This is a genomic window from Nocardia sp. NPDC060259 (assembly GCF_042728775.1).
Classification (GTDB): domain Bacteria; phylum Actinomycetota; class Actinomycetes; order Mycobacteriales; family Mycobacteriaceae; genus Nocardia.
In genome coordinates this window covers 34,667-52,312 of record NZ_JBHXAY010000009.1, presented here as the reverse complement: position 1 = coordinate 52,312, position 17,646 = coordinate 34,667, and the positions used below count along the sequence as shown (strand labels likewise).

13 protein-coding genes and 1 pseudogene are annotated in these 17,646 nt (G+C 68.7%); 11 read left to right on the top strand and 3 right to left on the bottom strand.

All coding sequences use genetic code 11. The annotated features are described in order from the left end of the window. Positions 1-18: 18 nt before the first annotated feature. Entirely contained in the window at positions 19-672 is a 654-nt protein-coding gene (locus ACFWF2_RS06510) for a Uma2 family endonuclease (RefSeq protein ID WP_379305258.1), read from the top strand. A gap of 17 nt (positions 673-689) precedes the next feature. Here ACFWF2_RS06510 and ACFWF2_RS06505 read toward each other — a convergent pair whose 3' ends face one another. After that, on the bottom strand, positions 690-1,178 hold the full coding sequence (locus tag ACFWF2_RS06505; protein WP_379305256.1) for a hypothetical protein: 489 nt from the start codon (positions 1,176-1,178) through the stop codon (positions 690-692). Between the two features lie 395 nt (positions 1,179-1,573). On the opposite strand from ACFWF2_RS06505, the gene ACFWF2_RS06500 reads away from it, so the two are divergent. The 4 genes and pseudogenes from ACFWF2_RS06500 (at position 1,574) to ACFWF2_RS06485 (ending at position 4,686) form a co-directional block, all read left to right on the top strand. Continuing rightward, a complete protein-coding gene (locus ACFWF2_RS06500) occupies positions 1,574-2,974 on the top strand; it encodes a serine/threonine-protein kinase (RefSeq protein ID WP_379305338.1) in 1,401 nt (466 codons plus the stop codon). Positions 2,975-2,983: 9 nt separating this feature from the next. Beyond that, positions 2,984-3,268: pseudogene (locus tag ACFWF2_RS06495) on the top strand (electron transfer flavoprotein subunit alpha/FixB family protein); the annotation flags it as partial. A gap of 496 nt (positions 3,269-3,764) precedes the next feature. After that, positions 3,765-4,004, top strand: coding sequence for a hypothetical protein (locus ACFWF2_RS06490; RefSeq protein WP_379305254.1), 240 nt, complete (start codon positions 3,765-3,767; stop codon positions 4,002-4,004). Positions 4,005-4,035: 31 nt separating this feature from the next. Then, positions 4,036-4,686, top strand: a complete 651-nt coding sequence (locus tag ACFWF2_RS06485; RefSeq protein WP_379305252.1) for a hypothetical protein — start codon at positions 4,036-4,038, stop codon at positions 4,684-4,686. A gap of 72 nt (positions 4,687-4,758) precedes the next feature. Here the strand turns inward: ACFWF2_RS06485 and ACFWF2_RS06480 are convergent, their stop codons facing one another. Next, positions 4,759-5,223 carry a GNAT family N-acetyltransferase gene (locus ACFWF2_RS06480; RefSeq protein WP_379305250.1) on the bottom strand — a complete coding sequence of 155 codons (465 nt, stop codon included), beginning with the start codon at positions 5,221-5,223 and terminating at the stop codon, positions 4,759-4,761. Between the two features lie 76 nt (positions 5,224-5,299). Between ACFWF2_RS06480 and ACFWF2_RS06475 the strand changes: the two genes are divergently transcribed. Next, positions 5,300-6,256, top strand: a complete 957-nt coding sequence (locus ACFWF2_RS06475; protein ID WP_379305336.1) for an aminoglycoside phosphotransferase family protein — start codon at positions 5,300-5,302, stop codon at positions 6,254-6,256. A 159-nt stretch (positions 6,257-6,415) separates the two neighbouring features. After that, on the top strand, positions 6,416-6,697 hold the full coding sequence (locus ACFWF2_RS06470; protein WP_379305248.1) for a hypothetical protein: 282 nt from the start codon (positions 6,416-6,418) through the stop codon (positions 6,695-6,697). A 54-nt stretch (positions 6,698-6,751) separates the two neighbouring features. Here the strand turns inward: ACFWF2_RS06470 and ACFWF2_RS06465 are convergent, their stop codons facing one another. Further along, positions 6,752-7,606, bottom strand: coding sequence for a LysR family transcriptional regulator (locus tag ACFWF2_RS06465; RefSeq protein ID WP_379305246.1), 855 nt, complete (start codon positions 7,604-7,606; stop codon positions 6,752-6,754). A 133-nt stretch (positions 7,607-7,739) separates the two neighbouring features. Here ACFWF2_RS06465 and ACFWF2_RS06460 point away from each other — a divergent pair, with 133 nt between their 5' ends. From ACFWF2_RS06460 to ACFWF2_RS06445, 4 genes are all read left to right on the top strand, one after another. Further along, positions 7,740-9,008 (top strand): NAD(P)/FAD-dependent oxidoreductase, encoded by a 1,269-nt coding sequence (locus ACFWF2_RS06460; RefSeq protein WP_379305244.1) that lies wholly within the window; start codon positions 7,740-7,742, stop codon positions 9,006-9,008. Between the two features lie 259 nt (positions 9,009-9,267). Continuing rightward, on the top strand, positions 9,268-10,086 hold the full coding sequence (locus ACFWF2_RS06455) for a GNAT family N-acetyltransferase (RefSeq protein ID WP_379305242.1): 819 nt from the start codon (positions 9,268-9,270) through the stop codon (positions 10,084-10,086). 5 nt (positions 10,087-10,091) lie between these two features. Next, positions 10,092-11,042, top strand: a complete 951-nt coding sequence (locus tag ACFWF2_RS06450) for a lysophospholipid acyltransferase family protein (protein WP_379305240.1) — start codon at positions 10,092-10,094, stop codon at positions 11,040-11,042. Positions 11,043-11,483: 441 nt separating this feature from the next. Further along, positions 11,484-17,594 carry an amino acid adenylation domain-containing protein gene (locus ACFWF2_RS06445; RefSeq protein ID WP_379305238.1) on the top strand — a complete coding sequence of 2,037 codons (6,111 nt, stop codon included), beginning with the start codon at positions 11,484-11,486 and terminating at the stop codon, positions 17,592-17,594. Positions 17,595-17,646 lie beyond the last annotated feature (52 nt).

The following is a 17,646-nucleotide window of genomic DNA, read 5'->3' as shown; positions in this document are numbered from 1 at the left end:
CGGCGCTACTATTTTCTTATGTCCCTTCCTGAGATCGGGTACCCTGACCTTCCCGAACGCATGACATGGGAAGAGCTAGCCGAGCTGCCCGAGGAAATTGCCGGGGAGATCGAGCTGTGGGAGGGGCGCGTTGTCTGGGTGCGTCGAGGGCCGGGCGAGCATCAGATTTTCATGCGTCGCCTGACCAACGAGATCGAACGCTGCGCGCGTACCGATATGTCTGCCGACCCCCAGCGCTGCTGGGTCGCGAACTTCGAGACGAATGTCTTCCTGGGCGAGACTGGCAAATCAGACTACGTGACACCCGACTTTCTGGTGCACCGCTGCCTTGGTGGCGCGTACCGCGACGTTCGAGCAGCCGATACCGTCTTGGTCGGAGAAGTACTGTCGCCGTCGAATACTCCTGCCTTGCAACGGGCAAAACGCGCCAGGTACGCGAAAGCCGGGATTCCCTGGTACTGGGAAGTCACGTTGGAGCCCGACGTAGGCGTTATCGCGCTCGTCGCTGCGTATGGGCTCGACACAGGGCACTCTCACTTGCCCGACGGGGTCAGCCCCTTGTATCCGGTCGACTACCGACTGGTGGGGCAGTGGATAAACGATGGCGGCGAATCGATTTCGATCGCGTACCCCTTCCCGATCGAAGTTCCCTGGTCTGCGCTGGCCTTTTGATCGGATCGTCGGCTCGATCAGGCGCGGAGGTGCGATGGTCTGGCGTCGCTACGCGTCGTTGGCTTACCGCGGGTCGAGGAACATCCAGATCTTCGGGTCGTCGAGAGGTTCGAAGCCGAGCTTTTCGTAGAGACCGTGGGCGTCTCGGGTGGCGAGCATGATGCGGTGGAGGCCGTAGGGGTGAGTTGGGTGCGGATCGTGGTGATCAGGGCTGTGTCGAGGCCGTTGGCGCGGGCACTGCGGTCGACGTAGACGTCGCACAGCCAGGCGAAGGTGGCCCGGTCGGTGACGACTCTGGCGTAGGCGACCTGCTGGCCTGAAACACGTTCGTATACTCCGAAATGGAGCGATCCGGTGATGGCGCGGTCCCGGTGCTCGCGTGGCCGGCCCAGTGCCCAGTATGCGTCGGTGGAGAGCCAGGTGTGCACGCGTGCGGCGTCGATGCGGGCGGTCTCGGTGGAGACCTCGTAGTCGGCCGGGAACTCAGGGGTAGGCGTATCCGTCATTGGTCGAAGGTTTCAGGTGATCGTCAACCGTGACACCCACCTCGGCAATATCGTTGCCGCCGAAGGCGAACCGTGGCTGCACGCCACCACCGCCCTCGATGTGGACCGCGAACGCGCCCGCGGTCGCTCGTCTGGGCCGTCGAGGAAGTGGTCTGGTCCGACGAGGACGACGATCCGGCAATGCTCACACTGCACACCTCGGTCGCCTACGCGCTGGCGGGAATGCTATTCGCATGGAACATCTTTCACGCTGATGGGCCGTACCGCCGCATGCGGGGTAACGTGCAGATTGCGAGCGGGGACGATGAGGAGCGATTGTGCTGGAAACGGGGGCGAGCTTCGCCGGGTACCACCTGGAGGGCGTGCTCGGGCAGGGCGGGATGGGGACCGTTTATCTGGCCAAGCATCCACGGTTGCCGCGCAGTGTGGCGTTGAAACTGCTGAACCGGGAGTTCACGGCCGACCACGAGTTGCAGCGGCGATTCGAGCGGGAGGCCGATGTTGTTGCGCAACTCGATCATCCGGGCATCATCGGGGTGTATGACCGCGGCAGCGACGACGGGTACCTGTGGATCGCGATGCAGTTCGTCCGCGGCACCGATGCAGCCACCTGGGAGGCACGGGCGCACCAACCGGCGGTTACCGCGCGATTGATCGGTGAGACGGCAGCGGCACTCGACTACGCGGGACGTCACGGTGTGCTGCACCGTGACGTCAAACCCGGCAACATCCTGATCGCCGACGCGGACCATGGCCGAGAAATCCGTGCGGTACTCACCGATTTCGGCATCGCTCGTGTGACCACCGCCAACACCCAACTCACCGCGACCGGCACCTTCACCGCCACCCTCGCCTACGCCTCGCCCGAACAGCTCTCCGGCGAGGTCGTCGACCATCGCAGCGACCAGTATTCGCTGGCCTGCACTCTGTTCGCGATCTACGCCGGGCACCCGCCCTTCACCGCGACGAGTCCCGGCCAGGTGGTGGCGGGACATCTGTCGCAGCCGGTACCGCGACTCACCGCGGCCAGACCGGATCTGCCGCCAACGGTCGACGGTGTGATCGCGCGGGCGATGGCCAAGCGACGCGACGAGAGATTCAGCAGTGCAATGGAATTCGCCGACGCAATTCGGGACGCGCTCGAGGGCAGGCATGTCGCGGCGCCCACGGTGAGGCAGCTGTGGACCGATCGCGATCAAGGGGGGCCAGGCTCCGGCGAACACGCGCAGCCACCATGGACCGATCCCGCACCGCAGTTGCCCGGCTCCGGCGGGCACGTGGAGCAGCAGGTTGGAGGTGGGCCGGAGGATATCGCGCCGGCGCGCGATCCGCGGATGCGGCCGATGGCGGCAGGAAGTGCGCCCGGCGCGCAGCCGTCGAAGGGTGCAGCGGTATTCGCGGGCACTGTGATGTTACTGGTCAGCCTGGCGAGCCTAGGCTTCCTAGTTTTCGGCATCACCATAACGCTCGATGAGTTCAGCAGCGGTGATGATCCGACCGAATCGTTCATCGTGATCGGGATCATCGCGGGCATCGTTGCCCTCACTGGCAGTGGCGGCATCCTGCTGTTGTGTGCGCGCACCGCTGGCCGTGTCATGTCGATTATCGCGGCGGCGCTGCTCGCGGTTTTCTTGCTCTTTGCTGTCGTCATTTCCGCGACGAACTCTTACTACAGCTCCAGCGTCATCTGGGGTGCGCTACTCGTCCTCTTGGTGGCGGTGGTCGCCGGCGCGGCATCTCCGTCGACCGGCCGCTGGATCCGATATCGAAAGGCTGTGCGCGCAAACCGATGGTGACCGCGTTCAGAGGCGCTGGCCGACTCGCTCGGTGCCGCCGTCGACTCGGGCTACTACCCGGGCCAGTTCCAGGTCGGTCAGACCGGTAAGACGGTCTCCCCGCAGCTCTACATCGCCCTGGGCATCTCCGGCGCCATCCAGCACCGGGCCGGCATGCAGACCTCGAAGACCATCGTCGCGGTCAACAAGGACGAAGAGGCTCCCATCTTCGAGATCGCCGACTACGGCATCGTGGGCGACCTGTTCAACGTCGCCCCGCAGCTGACCGAGGCCGTGAAGTCCCACAAGGGCTGATCCGCCTCTCCGCGAATTCTTGCGGGCCGGTGATGGGGCGCTTGCGTCGCGCTCCCGGCTCGCGGGATTCGGTGCTCGGGTCAGTTCGTACCCGGTAAGTTACCCTCGGCTCGCGAAATCTGTTGTTGCGTAAGCACAAACAGACTTCGCGAGCCGTTGGTGTTTCCGGTGTGGCGGTCGCTCTACCATGGGATCATGTCGCTGACCGGTGAGTGTCCTGGTGAGTATCAGCTGGCTTCACTGCTGTTTGCGCAGGAGATTCGGCGTTGTTCCAGTGACCAGCAGTCTGCGCAAACCGGTCGATGCTGGCGAGGGAACATCAAGACGAATGTCTTCTTCGGCCACAGCGGAAAATCCGACTTCCTGACGCCGGACTTCCTCATGCACCGTTGTCTGCCGCCCGGTGCCGATGTCCGCGCCGCCGATGTGGTGCTGGTCGGCGAGGTCATGACACGATCGAATTTTCGTTCCGAGATCGAGGCGAAGAAGGCTCGCTATGCGGAGGCCCGTATCCCCCTCGTACTGGGAAATCGACCTGAAAGAGGATCTCACCGGTATCGGTGCGCTGCGTGTGCACATCCTCGAAATCGGTCACGCCGAAATTCCGTCGGGCGTGCGTCCGCTGCGCCACGCCAACTACCTTCTGGCAGGCCAGTGGGCACCCGACTCCGCGACCGGCATCTCGTTCCCATACCCGTTCCCCATCGAGATCGACTGGGCCGCACTGGCATTCTGATCGGCAACCGACTCGGCGATACGCTGTGCCCGTGCAGATCGAATGGTGCGGCTGGTATCGGCGAGAGTTCTTCGATGAGCGTTCGATCGCTGCGCGGGACCGGCTCGCCGACGCGGCACGAGCTGGGCAGTGGGATGTCGTTCTCGAGGTCGCCGACCGCGACCGCGGTGTCAACACGACCCGGGTCGGCGGCAGTTCGGGATTCGCGCCGTTGCATCAAGCGGCATGGCACGGCGCACCCGCGCCGGTGGTCGAACGATTGCTGGAACTGGGAGCTTGGCGCACCCTGCGGACTGCCGACGGCGACACCGCCGCGAACATCGCGGCTGCGCGCGGCCACGACCGGTTGGCCGAGCGGCTCGCACCCTCGTTGATCCGCGAGGTCGATGCGACCGTTCTGGCTCAGCTCGAATGTCAGTTGCACGCCGTGATTCTGGGCCGGGTGCTCGACCTCTGCCGGGAATGCGGTTTCCGGCCGCCACCGCTGAGTCCGCTGCTCGAATACCCCGGCGCGAGGATGTGGGCGGCGATCCCCGGCATGTACGGTGGCTTCGCGATCGAACTCGACGCCGATGCCGACGAACTGGACGTGTCGAGTTGGTGCCGGGTGGCCGGCGGCTCGGGTGAACGGCACCGAATTCGTGCGGACGGGTTCGAACTCGTCGAGAAGGGGTTCGTGTAGGCGAGCGCCGGCGCCCGGCGTGGCAGTGGTCGGGTGACGGCTGTGCCGATCGAGGTGCCGCCGCCGGATCGGCTAGAGGTTGTCGGGGGTGTTCACCGGGCCCCCGAGGACCATCCACTTCTCGGGGTCGGTGAGGGGCTCGAAGCCGAACTTCTCGTACAGGGGGTGGGCATCGTGGGTGGCGAGCATGACGCGGCGCAGGCCGTACGGTGCGAGGTGGTCGCGCACGGCGGCGATCAACGCGACACCGATACCCTTGCCGCGCACCGCGCGATCCACATACACGTCACACAGCCACGCGAAGGTTGTCCGGTCGGTGACCACCCGGGCGTAGGCGACCTGTTCGCCTGAGACGCTGTCGTACACCCCGAAATTGAGTGATTCCGCGATCGCACGGTCTTGCAGCTCGCGGGTTCTGCCCATGGCCCAGTACGAGTCGGTGGACAGCCAGGTGTGTACCCGCGCCGCGTCGATGCGGGCGGTCTCGGCGGAGACCTCGTAACCGGCGGGGACTTCGGGGAGCGGCGTCTCGGTCATCTGCGCAGGATTGCAGGCCGGGTACGGGCTGTCGAGCAAGTTTCACGATGCGTGGCAGGGTGGGTGCGTGACGACTATGCCGATCGAGGTGCCGCCGGAGGTCGAGGAGACGGTGCGGGAGGTGTTCGGGGCCGAGGGGGAGCGGTGGCTCGATGGCCTGCCCGGGCTGGTGGAAAAGCTGTGTGGGGCTTGGGAGTTGACGGTGATCGGCCTCGCGTTCGAGGGCGGGACGCATGCGTTCGTCGCGCCGGTGCGGCGCGGGGACGGGTCGGTGGCGGTGCTCAAGGTGCCGGTGGTCGACGAGGAGAACATCGCGGAGGCGACCGGGTTGTACTGCTACGGCGGGGACGGGGCCGTCGCGTTGTACCGGTTCGATGCCGACAGTGGCGCGATGCTGATGGAGTGGGCGCGGCCGGGGGCGCCGTTGCTCGAGCAGCCGGGGTTTCCGAGTCTGGAGGGCAGGCCGGAGAACGCGGACCGGGTCCGCTTGGCATGCGGGCTACTTCGCCGGTTGCGGCGGGAGCCGGTCGGCGTTCCCGAGGGCTATCCGACGCTGCCGACAGCGACCGACATGATCGAGCAGTGGACGTCACAGCTCCAGCAGCCGGAACCCGAACTCGCCGAGGTGCTTCCGGAAGATCTGCGCGAGCAGGCACTGGCTTGGTGCGCGCGGCTCGCTGTCCCGGCGGGCCAACTGCTCGTCGTGAATCGCGACACCCACCTCGGCAATATCGTTGCCGCCGAACGCGAACCGTGGCTCTTGATAGATCCGAAGCCCTACCTCGGCGAGGCGGCCTTCGACGCGGGCTTCCTGATCATGATCCAGGTGCAGGCCGCGCCGACCCCCGAGCACGCGCGTGCCGTCATCGCCGCGACGGCACGTGACCTCGACATCCCGGCCGACCGCGCCCACGGTTGGGCCTTCTTGCGCGCGATCGAGGAGATCATCTGGTCGGTCGAGGACGAGGACGAAGAGACCTTGCCGCTGCACCTGGCCGTCGCGCACGCACTGGCCGTCCCGCCCGCCGGTTAGCCTCCGCTTCCGCACCGAATGTTTCCCCCTGCATCGCGAACCCCGATACCGTGTGGCCCATCGCCGACCACCGCCTACGCGGGACACCCGCCGTACGCGTCGACCAACCCCGGGCAAGCCGTGCTGGGCCACCTCTCGCAGCCGGTACCGCGGCACATCGTGACCAGGCCCGATCTGCCACCCGCGGTCGACGGCGTGATCGCGCGGGCCATGGCCAAGCGGCGCGACGAGAGATTCGGCAGCGCAACGGAATTCACCGATGCGATCCGGGATGTGCTGGATGGCAGGCATATCGCCGCGCCCTTCGGCTCGTACTACGAAACCACCGTTGGCGCCGCCGCTGTGGGTGTTCTGGCGGCGGCGGTGGTCGCCTGTGCGGCGTCGCCGTCGACCAGACGCTGGCTCCGCTACCGCAACGCACTGCGCACCCAGCGGCGGTAATCGAGCGCCCGGCCCGGCTTTCGTTTCACGCCGACCCGCGTCGGATCGTTGTGCTCAGCGCCGGCGGAGCGCCTGGAGCAGTGTGTGGACAATCGGGTTCTGCCTGGCCTCCTCGCGCAGCACCGCCGAAACCGGGATGCGCAGCCGGTGGTCGGTGAGGTCGAGGGTGAGCAGCCCCTTGGTGGGGCCCTCGTAGAGGATCGTCCAGGACTCGGGGCGGTTGAGCAGTTCCATGGTGGCGGTGTGGTCCGGGGGGATCGGCGGGCCGAAGGTGGGTCCGGTGGGCAGGTCTGCAAAGGCCGAGCGGATCAACGTGTGCAGCAGGACTTGCTCCTGCTCAGGCGGCAGGAGCAGGGGATAGGGGCTGAGGTCGGCGAGAGTGACAGCGCCGCGTCCGGCCAGCGGATGACTGCTGGAGATGGCGATCACCAGGTCTTCCACCCACAGCTGTTCGACCGCCAGGCCGGGCTGGTCCACGCTGCCGCGGATCAACGCCAGATCGCAGTCGCCATCGGCCACGGCATTGATGCGCTGGCGGAACGGTTTGATGACGTACTCGATCTCCGCGTCGGGGTGTACCGCGCGGGCGGCGGCGATCGCCGAGAGCGAGGGGGCTGCGAAGGACATGTTCGCGGCCAGGCGAACGCGCGGGCCGGTCGTGCGCACGGCGGCGCGGATCGCCGATTCCAGGCTCAGCATCTGCTTGGCCAGCGGCAGCAGGCGCAGGGTCGCGTCGGTGGGGACGACGGCGCGGGTCGTGCGCTCGAACAGCTGCGCGCCCAGGTCACGTTCGAGTCTCGCGATCTGGTGGCTGATCGCGGATTGGGAGATGAAGCAGCGGCTCGCGGCGCGGCTGAAACTGAGCTCCTCGCACACCGCCACGAAGTACGCCAACTGGCGAAGTTCCACCAGGTACCTCCTATTTATTAGTTATGCAGATAAGAGTCATCTTCAGTATGCGCCCAAACACCGGAAACATCTGCGTTCCGCATCGCGTTTACTCATATGAAAGGACTCATTACCGATCTTGGAGCGCGCGATCATGGAACACACGGATGTCGTCATCGTCGGTTCGGGCTTCGGCGGACTCGCCGCTGCCAAGCAACTGAGCAAGTCACGAATCAACTACGTTCTGATCTCGAGCACGCCCGAGCACCTGTTCCAGCCGCTGCTCTACCAGGTGGCGACCGGCGTGCTCGCGCCGGAGGAGATCGCCCCGCCGATCAAGAACGTACTGCGCCGCCACCCCGAAGCCGACGTCCGGCTCGGCAAGGTGACCGGTATCGATGCCGACGCCGCCGTCCTCACCTACGAGACCGCCGAGGGTACCCGTCAGATCAGCTACGGCTCGCTGATCGCCGCCACCGGCGCCAGCCAGAGCTACTTCGGCCGCGACGACTTCGCCGACAAGACCTTCTCGCTCAAGACCATCGACGACGCCCAGCGCCTGCGCGACCAGATCGCCTCGGTGTTCGCCGCGGCCGAGAACGCCGACGAGGCGACCCGGCGCAGGCTGCTCAGCTTCGTCGTCGTCGGCGCGGGCGCGACCGGCGTCGAGGTGGCGGGCCAGATCCAGGAGCTCGCCAAGCGGCACTTCCACCAGGAGGTCTCGGTGACCCTGGTCGAGGGCGCGAACGCGGTGCTGCCCCCGTTCGGCGGCGGGCTCTCGGAGTACGCGAAGCGCTCGCTCACCGACAGCGGCGTCGAGGTGCTGCTCGGCACCTTCGTCACCGATATCGATGAGGGCAAGGTGACGGTCAAGGATGCCGAGGGCATCGAGCGCGGCATCGCCGCCGAGACCGTGGTGTGGTCGGCCGGTGTGCAGGCGGGCGGATTCGCGGCCCTGCTGGCCGAGGCCACCGGCGCCGAGACCGACCGCGCGGGCAGGCTGCTGATCAACCCCGACCTGACCGTCGGCGGCCACGCCGACATCTACGCCATCGGCGACATGACCTCGCTCAACGGCTACCCCGGCCAGTCGCCGGTCGCCATGCAGGAGGGCCGCCACGCCGCCGACATCATCCGGCGCAAGAAGGACGCCGGCACGCCGTTCGTCTACTGGGACAAGGGCAGCATGGCGGTGATCAGCCGCTTCAGCGCCGTCGTGAAGCTCAACGACCGGATCACCTTCCGCGGCACCATCGCCTGGGGGATGTGGCTGGCCGTGCACCTGATGTATCTGGTCGGCTTCCGCAACCGCTTCGCCGCGGTCGCGTCGTGGCTGGTCGCCTTCATCGGCACCGCCCGCCCCGGCTTCGACGAGGCCGAGCGGACCGGCGAGCGCACCGAACCCGCGCGATCGGCCGCCTGAGGAACACCGTGATCGGCCCGCCGTGCGACGGCGGGCCGATCGCCGTTCCGGGCCATCGGAATGCGGGCCGCCAGGTCGGATCTCGCAGCCCGATTCAGCCCCGGAACCGGACTCTTCGGCTAGAAACCCGCAGGTGGGCGAACGATAAGCAGCGCATCGGTGAACGCGCGGTGTGATGGGAGTCTCGTTCACCGAACGGGCATCGACACGACACCGATGCGTCGCCCCGATGCCAGCTCGGACTGGCTTCATCAGCGGTATGACAATTTCGTCCGTGTTGACCGCGCCGGCGCCGGACTCCGGGGTGGGGAAGTCTCGGTACTCTCTGGTCGTCGCGTCCGATGCCGAGCACAGGGAAGCCGCCCAGCGACTCCGATTCCAGGTCTTCGCCTCCGAACCCGGGTTCCAGATGCCAGACAACGGGACCGGCCTCGACGCCGACCGATTCGACGAGCACTGCGACCACCTGCTGGTCCGTGACGAGTTCACCGAGCAGTTCGTCGGCTGCTACCGGATGTTGCCGCCGGACAAGGTGACCGCCGCGGGCGGGTACTACACGGCGACCGAATTCGATCTCACCCAGCTCGACCCGACCGGCTACCGGATCGTCGAGATGGGCAGGGCCTGCGTGGTGCCCGATCACCGCAACGGCTCGGTGCTCACCCTGATGTGGGCGGGCATCCTGCATTACATCCAGCTCACCGGCTACGACTGGGTGATGGGCTGCGTCTCGGTGCCGATGCAGGACAGCCCCCAAGACCCGGCCGGTGTGAACGTGCGCGGCGTGCGCGACATGCTGCTCGGCCGCCACGCGTGCGACCCCGAGCGCCGCGTGCACCCGTACCGCCCGGTCGTCGTCGACGGCCTGTCCCTCGACGAGCTGACCCCGCCGAGCCGGCCCAAGCTGCCACCGCTGTTACGCGGGTACCTGCGCCTGGGCGCCGAGATCTGCGGCGAACCGGCGCACGACCCCGACTTCGCGGTCGCCGACTTCGTCGCCCTGCTCGGCATGGAAACCATCAACACCCGGTATCTGGAGCGGCTGCAGAGCGCGGCCGCCAATTTCGACGGGAAGTAACCGCCATGGTGTTCGACGCGCCGCCCGCCACTGCATCGCACTCGTGGATGCCGTCGAGCCCCTGTGGGTCTCGCTGCATCGAACCGATCGACGAGGTCGGTACCGCCAGAGTCCTCGCCCGGCTGGCCGGCGTGATCGGACTCGTGCTCACCTTCCCGGTGCTGACCGCCGCGACCCCGAAGTCGCGGCGCGAGAACCTGCAGCGCCGCTACGCCCGTGCCGCGCTCGGTTGCCTGGGGATGCGGCTGCGCATCGTCGACAACCGCGCGGCCGGGCAGGGCGCGTCGAACGCCGGTTTCGCCGACCCCGGCACCGCGGTCATGGTCGTGACCGGCCACATCGGCTGGGTCGACGTGGTCTCGCTGGCCGCGGTACAGCCGGTCAGCTTCGTCGCCAGGGCCGACATGGTCGACTGGCCGGTGCTGGGCAAGCTCGCGCAGCTCACCCGGGTGATCCCGATCGAGCGGGCGCGGCTGCGTGAACTGCCGGGTGTGGTCGGCCAGGTCGCGCAACGGCTCGCCGAGGGTAACCGGATCGCCGTCTTCCCGGAGGGCACCACCTGGTGCGGCCGGGCCTACGGTTCGATGCGGCCCGCCATGTTCCAGGCCGCGATCGATACGACGACCCCGGTCCAGCCGGTCCGGCTGCGCTATCTGGACCGGCACGGAGTGCCATGCACCGTCCCGGGTTTCGTCGGTGACGACACCTTCGCCGACTCGGCCAAGCGTGTGCTGCGCAGCAAGGGCATGACCGCCGAGATCGTGCTCGAGCCGCTCGAGTATCCCGGCGTGGATCGGCGCGATCTGGCTCGCCGGTGTGAGGCCGCGGTGCGCGGCGCCGACCGCTCGCGCCACGGCGTGCTCGACACCGAATGGATCGAAGCGGGGAACACGCGCGTGCAAGATCCGTCGGCCGATCGGCGGGTACCGGAAACAGCGTCCGCTACTGCCTGGTAACTCCGCTCGAATCTGCTCGTCCGCTACCGGGGATCGCGTTCGCGGTCTCCGGTAAAGGCGTTTCCCGATGGTGGGTAGCGGAAGATTCGCAGGTCCAGCCCGGCGCGGGATTCGACGCAAAATGTGAAAAGGTCACGTCCGCCGCGAGGTCGTTCGCACTGCGTATTTCCTGCGTATGACCTGGGTTACATACCGGACGGTTGCCCTATGCCCAGTCGGTCCGAACTGAAACCCCTAAATTGCCGCTGGTCCGAAATTGATGAGATATTTGCGGTACCGTCACGCAGGAATTTCCCGATACCCCGGTGTAGCCGAGAGTCCAGGCGACGTTCGAGTAGTGCGATCGCTGGGGTGATCGATGGTGAAGGGAAACACATACCGGTGACTGAGCAAGCTTCTGGCGTCCGCTCTTCCGCCGCACGGCGGGGCCGTCGAGCGCCCGTGTCCACGTTGCCGCGCCTGCTGATGGCCGCCGTGGAGCGCGCCCCCGAGGCGCCCGCGGTGAGCTTCGCCGGGCAGACCATCACCTACGCCGAACTCGACCAGCAGTCCTCCCAGCTGGCCAGGGTGCTGATCGGTCGCGGCGTCGGCCCCGATGACCGGGTCGTCCTGGCGCTGACCCGATCGATCGAGGCGATCGTGGCGCTGTGGGCCGTCGCCAAGACCGGTGCCGCGTTCGTGCCCGTCGACCCGCGCTACCCGGCCGAACGCGTCGCGCACATGCTCGCCGACTCCGGCGCCGGATTCGGCCTGGCCCTGGCCGCCGACGCGGCGCGGCTCGACGCGGGACTGCGGTGGCTGGCACTGGATTCCGCCGAGTGCCGCGAGGAACTGGCCTCGGCCTCGGACGCGCCGGTGTCGGCCGCCGACCGCACCCGCAGGATGTTCGGCGCTGACATCGCCTACATCATCTACACCTCCGGATCGACCGGCGTCCCCAAAGGCGTCGCCGTCACCCACGCCGGTCTGGCCGGGCTGTGCGCCGAGCAGATCCGCCGCTTCGGCATCACCGGCGCGGCCCGCACCCTGCACTTCGCCTCGCCCAGCTTCGACGCCAGCATCCTCGAACTGCTCCTCGCCATCGGCGCCAGCTCGACCATGGTGATCGCCCCGCCCGACATCTACAGCGGCGACGAGCTGACCGAACTGCTGCGTGCCGAGCGGGTGACCCATGCCTTCATCACCCCCGCCGCGCTCGCCGGTGTCGACGGGTCGGGCCTGCCGGAGCTGGCCGCCATCGTCGTCGGTGGCGAGGCCTGCCCGCCGGAACTGATCGCGCGCTGGTCGCCCGGCCGCAACTTCTACAACCTCTACGGCCCGACCGAGACCACCGTCGCGGCCTCGATCAGCGATCCGCTGACCCCCGGCGACCTGATCACCATCGGCGGGCCGATTCCCGGCATGTCGGCGCTGGTCCTCGATGCGCGCTTGAAGCCGGTGCCGGATCGGGTCCCCGGCGAGTTGTACCTGGCCGGGCCTGGCCTTGCCCGCGGCTACCACGAGCGCGCCGGGCTGACCGCGGCTCGTTTCGTCGCCGACCCGATCACCGGCGGCAGGCTCTACCGCACCGGTGACCTGGTGAAATGGGAGCTCACCGCCGACGGTGAACCCCAGCTGACCTTCCTCGGCCGCACCGACGCCCAGGTCAAGCTGCGCGGTTTCCGCATCGAACTGGGCGAGATCGACGCCGTTCTCACCTCCGACGACTCCGTCCGCTTCGCGACCACACTCGTGCGCACCCTGCCCAGCGGCGTCGACGCGCTCGTCGCGTATGTGGTGCCCGCGGCGGGTGCCACGGTCGACCGGGCCGCGCTGACCCGCCTGGCCGAGCAGCGGCTGCCGCAGCACGCCGTCCCGGCCGCCATCGTGCCGATCGAGCGCCTGCCACTGACTCCGGTCGGCAAGCTCGACTACAAGGCGCTGCCCGAACCGGAGCTCACCGCCCGCGCCTTCGAAGCGCCGCGCACCGGCACCGAGCACGCCGTGGCGGCGGTCTTCGCCGAGCTGCTCGGCGCCGACCCGATCGGCCGCGACGACGACTTCTTCGCCCTCGGCGGCAACTCCCTGCTCGCGACCCAGCTGGCCGGCCGCCTCGGCGCGGTCACCGGGGTGCGCGTGCCCGCCAGGACGGTCTTCGAACACGGCACGGTCGCCGACCTGGCCGCCGCGCTCGACGCGCTGGTCGGTGACGCGGCCGTGCGGGTGCCGCTGACCCGGCGCGAGCGCGGTGAGCGGGTGCCGCTCTCGCTCGCGCAGCAGCGCATGTGGTTCATGGCGCGCCTCGACCCCGGTTCCAGCGCGTACAACATCCCGGTCGCGCTGCGCCTGTCCGGCCCGCTCGACGGCGCCGCGCTCACCGCCGCCCTCGACGACGTGCTCGAACGGCACGAGGTCCTGCGCACGGTCTACCCCGAGCACGACGGCCAGGGCCACCAGCGCGTGCTGCCGGTGGCCGAGGCCGGACTCGACGTGGCCGTCGCCGCGATCGCCGAGGCCGACCTGCGGATGGAGCTGGCCCGGCTGACCTTCGGCGGCTTCGACGTCTGCGCGCGAGTTCCCGTGCGCGCCGCGCTGTTCCAGCTCTCCGAGTCCGAGCATGTGCTGGCCGTGGTGGTGCACCACATCGCCACCGACGGTTTCTCCCTCGGCCCGCTCACCCGCGACCTGATGACCGCCTACGTCGCCAGGACCGAGGGCGCGGCGCCGGACTGGACGCCGCTGCCGGTGCAATACGCCGACTACACCCTGTGGCAGCAGGAAATGCTCGGCGCCGCAGAGGATTCCGGCTCGCTGCTGGCCAGGCAACTCGGCTACTGGCGCGGCGAGCTCGCCGGCACCCCGACCCTGCTGGAGTTGCCGACGGACCGCCCGCGTCCGCCGGTCGCGGGCAGTCGCGGCGCCGCGCACCACTTCGCGCTCGAACCCGCCGTGCATCAGGCGCTGGAAGTCCTCGCGCGCGAACACAATGCCTCGCTGTTCATGGTGGTGCGGGCGGCGCTGTCGGTGCTGCTGGCGCGCGTCGCCGGTACCGACGACGTCACCGTGGGCGCCCCCGTCGCCGGACGCGGTGAGCCCGAACTCGACGACCTGGTCGGCATGTTCGTCAACACCGTGGTGCTGCGCACCCGCGTCGACGCCGCCGAATCCTTTGCCGCCCTGCTGGATCGGGTCCGCGAGACCGACCTGGCCGCCCTCGCCAACGCCGACGTGCCGTTCGAACGTCTTGTCGCCGAACTGGATCCGCCGCGCACCCAGGCGCACCACCCGCTCTACCAGGTGGCGCTGTCGTTCCAGAACTTCGGCGGCGCCCGGCTGGAACTGCCCGATCTGGTGGTGTCGGCGGTCGATCTCGGTGACGAGGTCGCACCGGTCGACCTGCAGCTGACCGTCGTTCCGCACGAGGACGACAACGGTCCGGCAGGCTTGCGCTGCTCCTGGCGCTACGCCACCGACCTGTTCGACGAGTCGACGATGGCCACCCTGGGCCTGCGCCTGGCCGGGCTGCTGAGCGCGGCCGTCGCCGCACCGCACCGGCCCGTCGGCGACCTGCCGCTGCTGACCGAGGCCGAGCGCAGCGAGCCGTCCGGCGACGTGCGGTTGGTCCCCGACCCGACCCTGCTCGACGAATTCCGCGCGCAGGCACTGCGCCGTCCCGACGCGCCCGCGGTCACCTTCGCCGAGTCGACCCTCACCTATAGCGAGCTCGCGAGCCGGGTCAACCGGCTGGCCCGGCTGCTGGTGGCCACCGGCGTCGGCCCCGGCGCTACCGTCGGCGTCGCGATCCGGCCGTCGATCGACCTGGTCGTCGCCATGTACGCGGTGTTCGCCGCGGGCGGCGCCTACGTGCCGATCGACCCGGACTCACCCGTCGAACGCCGCGCCGACATCCTGTCCGCCGCGCGGCCGGCTTGCGTGCTGACCACCGCGGCCGATGCCATCGAGGTCGACGGCCTGCCGGTCGTCTCGGTGGATCTGGTCGCGAATTCCGGTGCGCTGTCGGCCTTCCCGGATGCCTGGCTGACCGACGCCGACCGGCTGCGGCCGTTGCGCACGCTGGATCTGGCGTATGTCATCTTCACCTCCGGCTCGACCGGCAAGCCCAAGGGCGTCGGTGTGCCGCACTCGGCCATCGTCAACCAGGCGGCGTTCATGGTCGGGGAATACGGGGTGGGGGACGACGACACTGTCCTGCAGTCGATTCCGTGGACCTTCGACGCCTCGATGATCGGCTTCGCCACCCCGCTGCGCGCGGGCGCGCACATGATCGTGGCCGCCGCGCACGGGCTCACCGATCCGGCGTACCTGGCCGATCTCATTGCCCGGCACCGGGTTACCGGCACCACCATCGTCCCGTCGGTGCTGCAGATGCTGCTCGAGGCCGCACCGGCGGGCGCCCTGCGGTCGGTGCGTGCGGTGTGGGTCGGCGGTGAGGCATTGCCCACCGCGACGATCGCCCGCTTCACCACCGCCACCGCGGGCAGGCTGCACAACCTGTACGGACCCACCGAGGCCACGGTGTCCATCACCGCCGCCGATGTGACCGAGATCGGCGCCGGGATCGTCCCGATCGGCAAGCCGCACTGGAACTCTCGCGCGTATGTCCTCGACGCCCGGCTGCAACCGGTACCTGTCGGCACGCCCGGCGAGCTGTATCTGGCCGGCGCGCAGCTGGCCCGCGGCTACCTCGGCAGCCCGGACAAGACGACCGAACGCTTCGTCGCCGACCCGTACGGTCCCGTCGGCGAGCGCATGTACCGCACCGGCGACCTGGTCCGCAGGCTGCCCTCGGGTGACCTGACCTACCTGGGCCGCACCGACGTTCAGCTCAAACTGCACGGCCTGCGCATCGAACCCGGCGAGATCGAGGCCGCGCTGCGCACGCACCCGGCCGTCGCCGGCGCGGCGGTGGCGGTGCACCACGAACAGCTCGTCGGCTACGTCACCCCGGCGGCCGACCGGACGGTCGATGTCGCCGATGTGCAGGCGGCTATCCGAACCCTGTTGCCGCCGTACATGATTCCGCACCGGCTGCTGGTACTCGACGAGTTCCCGCTCGGTGCGACCGGCAAGCTCGACCGCAAGGCGCTGCCCGCGCCCGCCGTGGAGATCCGCGAATACCAGGCCCCTGTCACCGCGGACGAGGAGATCGTGGCCGAGGTGTTCGCGCAGGTCCTCGACCTCGACCGGGTCGGCCGCGACGACGACTTCTTCGTCCTCGGCGGTACCTCGCTGTCGGCGATCCGGGTCCGCGCGGCACTCGCCGAACGCCTCGGCATCGAGGTGCCGCTGCGCCTGCTGTTCAGCTATCCGCTGGTCAGCGACCTGGCGCTGGCCGTGCGCGACGAGTCCTCTGCCTCGGCCGCCGGTCCCGACCCGGCCGTCGACGCGATGCTGGATCCCGCGATCGACCTCTCCGGCTGCGCACCCCAGCGCGTCGGCGATCCCGCCACGATCCTGCTCACCGGCGCCACCGGCTTCCTCGGCAGCTTCCTGCTGCGCGAACTGCTCGAGCAGACCGGCGCCACCATCCACTGCCTGGTCCGGGCCACCGACGACGCGAGCGCGGTGGACCGGGTCGTCGCGACCGCCGCGAAGTACAGCATCGACGTGACCCCGTACCTCGACCGGATCGTCGGCGTGCCAGGCGATCTCGCGCGCCCGAACCTCGGCATCGACCCGTTGCGCTTCGCCGAGCTGGCGGCCCGGATCGACGCGATCTATCACAACGGTGCGCTGGTCAACCATCTCGAGCCGTACGGCCGGATGCGGGACGCCAATGTCGGCGGCACCACCGAGGTGCTGCGCCTGGCCACCACCACCCGGGTCAAGCCGATCCACTACGTGTCGACGCTGTCCGTGCTGGCCGGTATCCCGCAGGACAGTGGTGTCCCTGGCGGTCTGCCCGGTTACGCGATGACCAAGTGGGTGGCCGAACAGCTGGTGCACACCGCGATCGAGCGCGGAATCCCCATCGCCGTCTACCGTCCCGGCCTGATCACCGGAGCCTCCAGCACCGGCGTCGCACCGGCCGAGGACGCGTGGTGGACCATGCTGCGCGCCATGCTGGTGCTCGGCGTCGCCGTCGACGTGCGGGCGATCGGTGTCGAGATGGCGCCGGTGGACCATGTCGCGGCGGGCATCGTCCGCCAGTCCCGCGATGCCGCCGCGATCGGCAACATCTACCGGGCGGCGGGCGCGCAGGTGCCGTTGCAGGTGGTCTACGAGGAAATCCTGCGGCGCGACTACCAGTTCGACTTCATCGACCCGATGGAATTCGGCCTGGTTCTGACCAGGGCCGCCGAACGCGTGGACGCCGACCCGATCCTGGCCCGCGCTTCCGCGTTGAGCGGCAACTACGCCGCAGCCATCGCCCAGGCGACCCCGGCGACGGTCCTGAGCGCGGTGGAGTCGGCCGCACCCGCGGAGCCCTACCGCGGCCTGCCGATCGAATTCCCGGCGGTCGACGCGGCTGTCATCAGCCGCTACTTCGATCACTACATCGAGGTCGGTTTCTTCCCTGCCCCTGGCGCCGGCCAGCTCGCCCCGGCCTGACGTGTACCGCGGGAGCCGTGCTCCCGCGAACATGCGGCGAACCATTTCACAT